The following is an 8,630-nucleotide window of genomic DNA, read 5'->3' as shown; positions in this document are numbered from 1 at the left end:
TTGGAGGATTAGCTCAGCTGGGAGAGCATCTGCCTTACAAGCAGGAGGTCACAGGTTCGATCCCTGTATCCTCCATAACATATGGTCCGTTGGTCTAGTTGGTTCAGGACGCCTGCCTGTCACGCAGGAGATCACGAGTTCGAGTCTCGTACGGACCGTTTGTTGTGGGTAACCCTTGCAACATTAATTAAATAGTTTTATTATTATAAATGTCATAAAAGACAATGGCTCGGTAGCTCAGTTGGTAGAGCAACGGATTGAAGCTCCGTGTGTCGGCAGTTCGATTCTGTCCCGCGCCATTATATGGAAGGATAGCGAAGTCTGGCTAAACGCGGCGGACCGTAAATCCGCTCCTTCGGGTTCGGTGGTTCAAATCCACTTCCTTCCATTTTATTTATAGGGATATCGTACAACGGTAGTATACCGGTCTCCAAAACCGTTGATGTGGGTTCAATTCCTACTATCCCTGTTTATGATGTTATGGCGGTAGTGGTGAAGTGGTTAACACATCGGTTTGTGGTACCGACACGCGTGGGTTCGATTCCCACCTACCGCCCTTTTGATTGCTTGGTTCCAGTAGGGAAGGGCAGTTGTTAAGGCTTAGTGCCTTTATGGCGGTATAGCCAAGTGGTAAGGCAGAGGTCTGCAAAACCTTCATCACCGGTTCAAATCCGGTTACCGCCTTTGTTTTACTGCTTTAGCAATCATTAGCATGCCGGAGTGGCGGAACTGGCAGACGCGCTGGACTCAAAATCCAGTGATCATTGCGATCGTGTGGGTTCGAACCCCACCTCCGGTATAACATAGTTATATAGCTTATCTTAGCAAATCAAGAACGTTGTTATGGCAACGTTCTTTTTTTATACTCTGATCTTACTGTGTATAGTTTATTTAATTTTTAAGTGGGTCACACCCTTTAAATACGTGTTATAAATAAAATGGCAAAATAAAAAGCCATCGTAAAATGACTTTTTATCTTATTATGTTTTATTGGTTAACTTGACCTAAGTTGTTTTTATTAATGGCATACTTAGCTTGTTCAGGGGTGTATCCCTCAGCTTCAGAAGTTAGCTGATCGTAAACTTGTTGAGCTGATAAATGTTGTTCTTTCGAATAGTTTTTTGCTGATTTAACCGCGTTTTCTTGATAATCTTTATCACTGAATTTATTAACGGCCGATTGAGCCGCTTCTGGTTTAAATTTATTTCCAGATTGTGATGTTAATTGAGTATATAAACGCTTCTTAGACATTGGAACAGATTCCATATAGCTTTTAGCGGTATTGTATGCATTATTGCTCTCAGTGTTTGCGCTATCAGTTGTTGAAATTGCCGACGCCGTTTTAGACGAACTCTCTAGTTTTACTTTTTGGGATGTTTGACTGCTGGATGTGGCAGAACTACTTTTCTTTTTATCACTGTTACTTCCAACAACGAAGATTACTACAAGTATGATGATTGCAATTATGATCCAAACCCAGAATCGTTTATACCATTTCTTTTTTTGTTTTTCCTTTGCCATAACAAACTCCTTATATTAGCTTTTAACGTCAATCGGTTTTGGACGTATTTTATAATCATACTGATTATTTAATGACACCCGAAACACTACCTATTTAGTATATCAAAGTAGCATAAATAAAAAAATCATCAACTTAATCTTTAGTTGCTGACACATAATTATTGATGGTAAAGTAGTTTTGTCAAAATAGTTGACGTTCCTTATTCCACCGTACACGCGGCAAAGATTGAGGGAGAGGTCAGGTAATTAAGCTTTCTTCTTGCTAAGTAACACTGATATGACATATACTAATAATGCAGGGATGAGTCCGGGTACATTAAGGTTCTGTTGATCCTTCATTGTTGTTAATTTATTAACTGCCCGGACTTAGACCTGTTTTTTGATGACTGAGCTAATTATGATAATTGATGCATTAAGATGAAAATAGGGATCACCATTTGGTGATCCCTATTTTCGTTTATTTCGAAGTTTTATTTTTAACTTTCTCAATTTTAATTTTTGTTTCTTAAGCTTTAACTTTTGTTTTTTTAATCGTAACTTTTCACGCTTAAGTCTTGCTTCACGTCTCCCAAGCACATTGATCAACCCCTTAATTGAACTAGTACTTATGATACACTCTTCTTTTTTATAATCCAATCATCATTTTCATAGCTAAATTTAGCTTTTAAATCACTTTAAGAATTACTATAATTGGTTCAATGTGAATTTTGGTTATCATTTTAATTCAAGGGAGGAAAAAAATGGAAAACGAAAATAAGTACGAAGTTCATCCCATTCCAAAGAACGAACGCAACATGAGCTATTGGGATATGTTTGCTAACTGGTTTGGAGCAAACGCTAATAATGGAACTTGGTTTATTGGGGGTATTATTGCCGCTTGTGGTTTATGGGGCGGTTTTAGTGCTTTGGTGATTGCCTCAATTATTTCATATCTGTTTCTAAGTTTAATTGGATATGAGGGGTATAAAACGGGTTTATCGACGACAACTTTGAGTCGGGCGACATTTGGAATCAGGGGAAGCATGATCCCATCGGTTGTCAATTTAGTGATGTTTATGGGTTGGACCGCGGTTAATACTTTTATTGCGGCAACTTCATTATCCTATATTTTTAATTCATTCTTTGGATGGCCAATCTTTGGGAAGTCTGGTGGTACGTTCGGTTTAGTTGTTGGAATTCTGGTTATGAGTATTTTACATATTCTTAGTGTTATATCAGGGCAACGATCCATTAGAATTATTGAAAGAGTTGGAATTATTCTAGTTATAGTCTTTGTAATATGGGAAGTCTTGGTAGTGTTTAGAGATGTTTCGTTTACCCAACTTGCTCATTATATGGTTCCCAAAAGGGATCGGATGCCGTTTGGAGCAGCAATTGATAGTCTGGCTGCGTTTAACTTGGCATGGGTTACCAGTGGAGCTGATTTTACTAGATTTACTAATAAAAAGCGTGTTTCAACAAGTGCACCATTTTTGGGAGCTTTACTAGGGGCAGTCAGTTTTGCATCCATCGGATTATGCACTACCATCAGTATTGCCATTACGTCTGGAGTCTATGATCCCAATAATTCTGATCCAAGTACAGTGGCCAATAAATTGGGTCTAGGAATGATTGCAATGATTGTGATTGTCTTAACCAGTATGACTGCTAATGCTGTTAATTTACAGGCGGCTGGATCAGCATTAACGAATATGTATCATAAATTGACATTAAAACAGTCGTTGTTGATTGTCACCGTGGTGGCGATGATTTTAACCTTTACCCCACTTTTAAGTGGAAGCTTTCTTTCTGCTTTTACGGCCTTCCTTGATTATATTGGGATGTTTTTAGGCCCAATCATCTCCATCATGCTAGTAGATTACTTTCTTCTTAATGATCGTGACTACCGTTTGGAATCATTTGGAGATCCGAAAGGAGAGTTTTGGTATAGCCATGGAGTGAATTGGTTTGCGTTTTCACTTTGGATTTTAGGAATTTTGTTATACTTAATGTTGAAAAATGTTGCAATTGTTAAAAATACCATTGGAGCAACTTTTATTGTAATGGCAATTATTGCTGTTCTCTACTACGTTATCGGTCGGGCGTTAGAAAGACGGGACAAATAAAATGATTATTAAACAGGGATATATTGAGAATTCGACAAAAAAACAAGACATTTTAGTTAAAGATGGAAAGATTAAAGAGATTGGTGATCACATTGATGATCCTAAAGAAGAGGTGATTGACGCGAATGGTAAATTAATTATTCCACCATTTATTGATTCACATGTCCATTTAGATTCGACTCTGACAGCCGGTGAACCCCGGTTTAATGAAAGTGGAACCCTATTTGAGGGTATTTCAATTTGGTCTGAGCGAAAACAAAGCTTATCTGAAAAAGACGTTAAGGAGCGCGCCATTAAAACGCTCAAGAATCAGGCTGAACATGGAATTCAGTTCGTTAGAAGTCACGTTGATACTACTGATCCCAATCTTACCGCTCTTAAAGCACTTCTTGAGGCAAGAGAACGGGTATCTAGTTTTATCGATCTCCAATTAGTTGCTTTTCCACAGGAGGGGATTCTATCATTTCCACATGGCAAAGATTTACTAACAGAAGCTGTCAAAATGGGAGTTGACGCCGTGGGTGGAATTCCCCACTACGAATTTAATCAATATTATGGGCGTGATTCACTAACGTTTTTGATGAACTTAGCTGAAAAATATGGCAAACTTGTTGACGTTCACTGCGATGAAATTGATGATCCCAATTCCAGAAATTTGGAAGTTCTAGCTACTTTGGCGTATGAATCAGGACTAAGTGATCGGGTGACTGCAAGTCATACAACGGCTCTTGGATCGTATAACGATGCATATGCCGATAAGTTGATGAGAATTCTTAAGATGTCAAAGATTAACATGGTAGCCAATCCACTAGTTAATATGCATTTGGGTGGTCGATTTGATACTTACCCTAAACGACGGGGTCTAACGAGAGTCAAGGAACTTTTAAAGCATGGAATCAACGTCTCGTTTGGAGAGGACGATGTAAAAGATCCGTGGTATCCAATGGGGAACGGTAACATGTTGGATGCGCTTTACGTTGGTATTTTAGCGAGTCAATTGATGGGGTACCATCAAATTATGGATTCATATAAATTGGTTACTACCAACGCTGCTAAAACTTTACATGTTAGTGATCATTATGGAATTGAGAAGGGGAAACCCGCTAGTTTCTTAATCTTTGATACAGATAATTTTTATAATGAAATTAACGAAAGAAGAACGCTTTTATACTCGATTAGAAACGGGAAAGTTTTGGTTAAAAAACAACCAGAAGAAGTTCAAACTCATTTTGATTAGGTTTTAGTCAGTGGACTTCACTTTCATTTTCCTTGTGATATGATGAACGTAAAGATTACATTGAGGAGGCAATTATAATGGTAGAAGAAGCTAATACCGAGATCCCTAAAACTATGAATGCTTGGGAAATTGTTAAACCTGGACCGATTAACGGAAGGAAATCTCCCTTAAAATATGTTAGAAAAGACGTTCCAGCACCTGGTGATGGTGAAGTCTTGGTTAAGGTATTAACGTGTGGAGTTTGTCACACGGATTTACACGTTACCGAGGGTGATTTACCAGTCCATAAAAAAGATCTAACTCCTGGACATGAAATTATTGGTAAAGTAGTTAAAAATGGTCCCCATACTCGTCGATTTAAAATTGGTGATCGAATCGGAATCCCATGGTTACGGAAAACATGTGGTGTATGTAAGTATTGTCGTTCTGGTAGAGAAAATCTATGTCCATATTCTAAATATACGGGATGGGATCATGATGGTGGCTATGAGGAGTATACAACCGTTCCAGAGGGATTTGCTTATCGAATTCCAGAACGGTTTAATTCGCTTCAAGCAGCCCCACTGCTTTGTGCTGGAATCATTGGGTATCGGGCTTTTGAACGTGCTAACATTCCAGCTGGTGGTACCCTTGGAATTTATGGCTTTGGTGGGTCTGCTCACATCACCGCGCAATTGGCGATTGATCAGGGAATTGACGTTCACGTCTTTACACGAGGTGAAGATGCCAAAAAATTTGCCTTGTCACTTGGGGCAAAATCAGTCAATAACACATATGATATGTCGCCCGTTCCTCTAGATTCATCGATTATTTTTGCACCAGTCGGTGAGGCTGTTCCTAATGCGTTAAAAAGTTTAGCTCCCGGAGGTACTTTAGCATTAGCTGGAATTCATATGACTGATATCCCTCAGATGAGTTACGAAGAGCATATTTTTCACGAAAAGAACTTAACGAGTGTTGAAAGTAATACGAGAAGTGATGGCGAAGAGTTTTTGACTTTAGCTGATCGTTTACACATTGAACCTGACGTTACTGAATTTCCACTTTCAAAGGCGGATGATGCCTTGAAAAGGGTTGCTAAAGGTGATTTGAAAGGTGCTTGTGTTTTAAACGTAGGGTTAGAGAGTAATTAGCTTATAAGTAAAGTACAAGTGATGCCAAAACGATAAAACTTTTCGTTTGGAGATTTTATTGACAAACAATCATAAAAAATATATCATTTCAATTAAATAAATCTTTAAGTGTGTCCAGTGAGGCAGCAAGATTTCGAATTTTAAAGTGATACTGTAAAACTTTATTTAATCGAAGACTGTTGTCCCTTGGACAGCAGTTTTTTTATTAGAGAAGGGGAGTCAGTATAAATGTCTCAGAAAAAGGACTATGTATTAGGAATTCATGACCGTCCATCACCACTAAAATGGATCGGACTTTCCTTGCAACACATGTTTTCAATGTTTGGCAGCACAGTAATCGTTCCATTGTTAGTCGGTTTAAGCCCAAGTATTGCACTTTTTGCTTCAGGAATTGGGACCTTACTGCATATCTTAATTACTAAGGGGAAAATTCCCGCTTACATGGGATCTAGTTTTGCCTTTGTGACACCCATGATGGCACTTATGAAAACGACTGGAGTTTCAGGAGTTTCTCAAGGAGTGGTTGCGGTCGGCTTAGTTTATGTGGTTGTGGCTACGATCATTTCATTTATTGGATCTGATTGGATTGATAAGATCCTACCACCAGTAGTAGTGGGGCCGATCGTAATGGTGATTGGACTATCACTTGCAGGGAGTGCTGCCCAAAATGCAATGATGGATCATGGAAAGTATAGCTTGGTTTTCTTCGGAATTGCGATGACCACTTTGTTTTTAGCAATTTTCTTCAACGTTAAATTAAAGGGATTCTTGGGATTAATTCCGATTTTATTGGCAATTGTCTGTGGGTATTTAATTTCAATGGCGTGTGGATTAGTTGATATTCACGCAATTGCCACTGCTCCATGGTTTAAAATGCCTCCGTTTCATATCATTGGCACCGAGCGAGGCTTCAAGTTTGACTGGAATGCCATCTTGATTATGGCTCCAATCGCTTTTGTTACGATGACCGAACACATGGGTCATTTGATGGTACTCGGAGAAATGACTCACAAGAATTTCTTTAAGAATCCAGGTTTAAATCGCACGCTTGCTGGGGATGGAGCCGCATCGCTTGCAGCTGGAATTCTTGGTGGACCAGCGGTAACTAGTTATGGCGAAAATATTGGAGTCATGGCAATTACCAAAGTTTACAGTGTTTGGGTCATAATCGGAGCAGCGATTTTTGCCATGATCTTTGCGTTCGTGAATAAGTTAAATGTTTTAATCATGCAAATGCCGCTCCCAGTTATTGGTGGAATTAGTTTTCTCCTATTTGGGACAATTGCTGCTAATGGTGTCAAAGTGATGATTGACAATAAATTGGACATGGATAAGAAACGCAATTTAATGATTGCGTCGGTTATCTTGGTAATTGGAATTGGTAATGCATATATTCAAATTGGAAGTTTCCAGTTTACTGGAGTGGCTTTAGCAACTGTGATTGGAATCGTTTTGAACCTTCTCCTACCAAAAGACGAACATGATGATCCAGATCTTGAAGATCAATCTATTGACCCAGTGAAGAAATAGTAATATTATGATTTTATGTTAAAGAACACGAGAGGGGAAACTGACTATGTGTAAACCATGTTGTTGTAAAAAAGATTTGACAAAATCTGACAACACTTTTGGTATGCACTCAAAGGTTTCTCTATAAATGATATTAATTTATTATAATTATGAGAGGACTGGTGGATCCAGTCCTCTTTTTTGTGTTCTTTTGTGATTATTTAGGAGGTAGCATCATGAAAAAGTTACTTGTCTGTTTAAATTTTTAGAGTAAAATAAACATAGCGAGTTAGTTAATTTTGCACAATATATTTTAATGAATGGGGATTTTAATTATGAAGAAAAGATGGCCTTTACTTTTACTAACAGGAGTGGCCGCGTTGGCTCTTACCGTTACCGCATGTGGGAAACAATCTGAGACTAAAAAGCCTGGGACTTTGACGGTTGGTATGGAAGGAACTTATGCTCCGTATTCTTACAAGGATAAGAACGGTAAGTTAACCGGCTTTGAAGTTGATTTGGCTAATGATGTTGCTAAAAAGATGGGGATGAAGGTTCAATACAAGTTAACTGGATGGGATTCATTAATTCAGGGACTCAATTCTAATTCTTACGATGTTATTTTTAACAATATGGCAATTAATCCAGCTAGAAAAAAGCAGTATCGGTTTGCCACTCCATACATTTATTCAAAGGCAATCATGATTACTAAGAAAGATTCACCAATTAAAAATGCTCAAGACTTTAAGGGTAAGAAGGTCGCTGAAGGTACTGGGACTGATAACTGGAATAACGCCGAGAAGCTGCATGCTAAACCAGTTACTTCACCAGACTTTAATACTTCAATGCAAATGATTGATCAAGGTCGTGTTGTTGGTGCCTTAAATGCTCAACCAGCATGGCAAAGTTGGTATGCAAGCCATAAGAATACTGACCTTCAAGCTAAACTAGTTCCAACTAATGTTATTCCACAAAGTCAAATTGCTCCAATGATGAACAAGAAGTCTGCTAAGTTAAATAAACAGATGGACAAAGCAATTAATGAACTTCGAAAAGATGGTACCTTGAAACGATTATCAATGAAGTACTTTGGAGAGAATATTACCGATAAATAATATTAGTTAG

The 8,630-nt window shown here is 38.3% G+C and carries 6 protein-coding genes and 8 tRNA genes; 13 read left to right on the top strand and 1 reads right to left on the bottom strand.

The genetic code is table 11. The features are described from left to right. Positions 1-2 precede the first annotated feature (2 nt). From AC6UD8_RS04050 to AC6UD8_RS04015, 8 genes are all read left to right on the top strand, one after another. A tRNA-Val gene (locus tag AC6UD8_RS04050) sits at positions 3-75 on the top strand. An 8-nt stretch (positions 76-83) separates the two neighbouring features. Beyond that, positions 84-158, top strand: a tRNA-Asp gene (locus AC6UD8_RS04045). Positions 159-226: 68 nt separating this feature from the next. After that, positions 227-299 (top strand) — tRNA-Phe (locus tag AC6UD8_RS04040). A gap of 6 nt (positions 300-305) precedes the next feature. Further along, a tRNA-Tyr gene (locus AC6UD8_RS04035) sits at positions 306-388 on the top strand. Positions 389-398: 10 nt separating this feature from the next. After that, positions 399-469, top strand: a tRNA-Trp gene (locus AC6UD8_RS04030). Positions 470-483: 14 nt separating this feature from the next. Further along, a tRNA-His gene (locus AC6UD8_RS04025) sits at positions 484-556 on the top strand. Between the two features lie 57 nt (positions 557-613). Continuing rightward, positions 614-684, top strand: a tRNA-Cys gene (locus tag AC6UD8_RS04020). Positions 685-714: 30 nt separating this feature from the next. Next, positions 715-799 (top strand) — tRNA-Leu (locus tag AC6UD8_RS04015). Positions 800-987: 188 nt separating this feature from the next. Here AC6UD8_RS04015 and AC6UD8_RS04010 read toward each other — a convergent pair. Continuing rightward, positions 988-1,521, bottom strand: a complete 534-nt coding sequence (locus AC6UD8_RS04010; protein ID WP_500693614.1) for an Ltp family lipoprotein — start codon at positions 1,519-1,521, stop codon at positions 988-990. Positions 1,522-2,261: 740 nt separating this feature from the next. On the opposite strand from AC6UD8_RS04010, the gene AC6UD8_RS04005 reads away from it, so the two are divergent. From AC6UD8_RS04005 to AC6UD8_RS03985, 5 genes are all read left to right on the top strand, one after another. Beyond that, positions 2,262-3,626 carry a purine-cytosine permease family protein gene (locus AC6UD8_RS04005; protein ID WP_500699553.1) on the top strand — a complete coding sequence of 455 codons (1,365 nt, stop codon included), beginning with the start codon at positions 2,262-2,264 and terminating at the stop codon, positions 3,624-3,626. A 1-nt stretch (position 3,627) separates the two neighbouring features. Beyond that, the gene (codA, locus tag AC6UD8_RS04000) at positions 3,628-4,863 is read left to right on the top strand and encodes a cytosine deaminase (RefSeq protein WP_500699552.1); all 1,236 of its coding nucleotides are present in this window, start codon (positions 3,628-3,630) and stop codon (positions 4,861-4,863) included. Positions 4,864-4,940: 77 nt separating this feature from the next. Further along, complete coding sequence (locus AC6UD8_RS03995) at positions 4,941-5,996, top strand: zinc-dependent alcohol dehydrogenase family protein (protein ID WP_500699551.1); 1,056 nt, start codon at positions 4,941-4,943, stop codon at positions 5,994-5,996. A gap of 228 nt (positions 5,997-6,224) precedes the next feature. Then, positions 6,225-7,526, top strand: coding sequence for a uracil-xanthine permease family protein (locus AC6UD8_RS03990; protein ID WP_500699550.1), 1,302 nt, complete (start codon positions 6,225-6,227; stop codon positions 7,524-7,526). Positions 7,527-7,840: 314 nt separating this feature from the next. Beyond that, the gene (locus AC6UD8_RS03985) at positions 7,841-8,620 is read left to right on the top strand and encodes a transporter substrate-binding domain-containing protein (protein ID WP_500693618.1); all 780 of its coding nucleotides are present in this window, start codon (positions 7,841-7,843) and stop codon (positions 8,618-8,620) included. Positions 8,621-8,630: the final 10 nt, after the last annotated feature.

This window comes from Fructilactobacillus sp. X1R3C1 (genome assembly GCF_059901545.1).
Note: the sequence above shows the minus strand (reverse complement) of the source record. Positions and strands in the feature narration are given on the sequence as shown.

Bases quoted from the DNA above. Each gene is read 5' to 3' on its own strand.
- AC6UD8_RS04010 (WP_500693614.1), bottom strand. From the start codon at position 1,521: ATGGCAAAGGAAAAACAAAAAAAGAAATGGTATAAACGATTCTGGGTT.
- AC6UD8_RS04005 (WP_500699553.1), top strand. From the start codon at position 2,262: ATGGAAAACGAAAATAAGTACGAAGTTCATCCCATTCCAAAGAACGAA.
- codA (WP_500699552.1), top strand. From the start codon at position 3,628: ATGATTATTAAACAGGGATATATTGAGAATTCGACAAAAAAACAAGAC.
- AC6UD8_RS03995 (WP_500699551.1), top strand. From the start codon at position 4,941: ATGGTAGAAGAAGCTAATACCGAGATCCCTAAAACTATGAATGCTTGG.
- AC6UD8_RS03990 (WP_500699550.1), top strand. From the start codon at position 6,225: ATGTCTCAGAAAAAGGACTATGTATTAGGAATTCATGACCGTCCATCA.
- AC6UD8_RS03985 (WP_500693618.1), top strand. From the start codon at position 7,841: ATGAAGAAAAGATGGCCTTTACTTTTACTAACAGGAGTGGCCGCGTTG.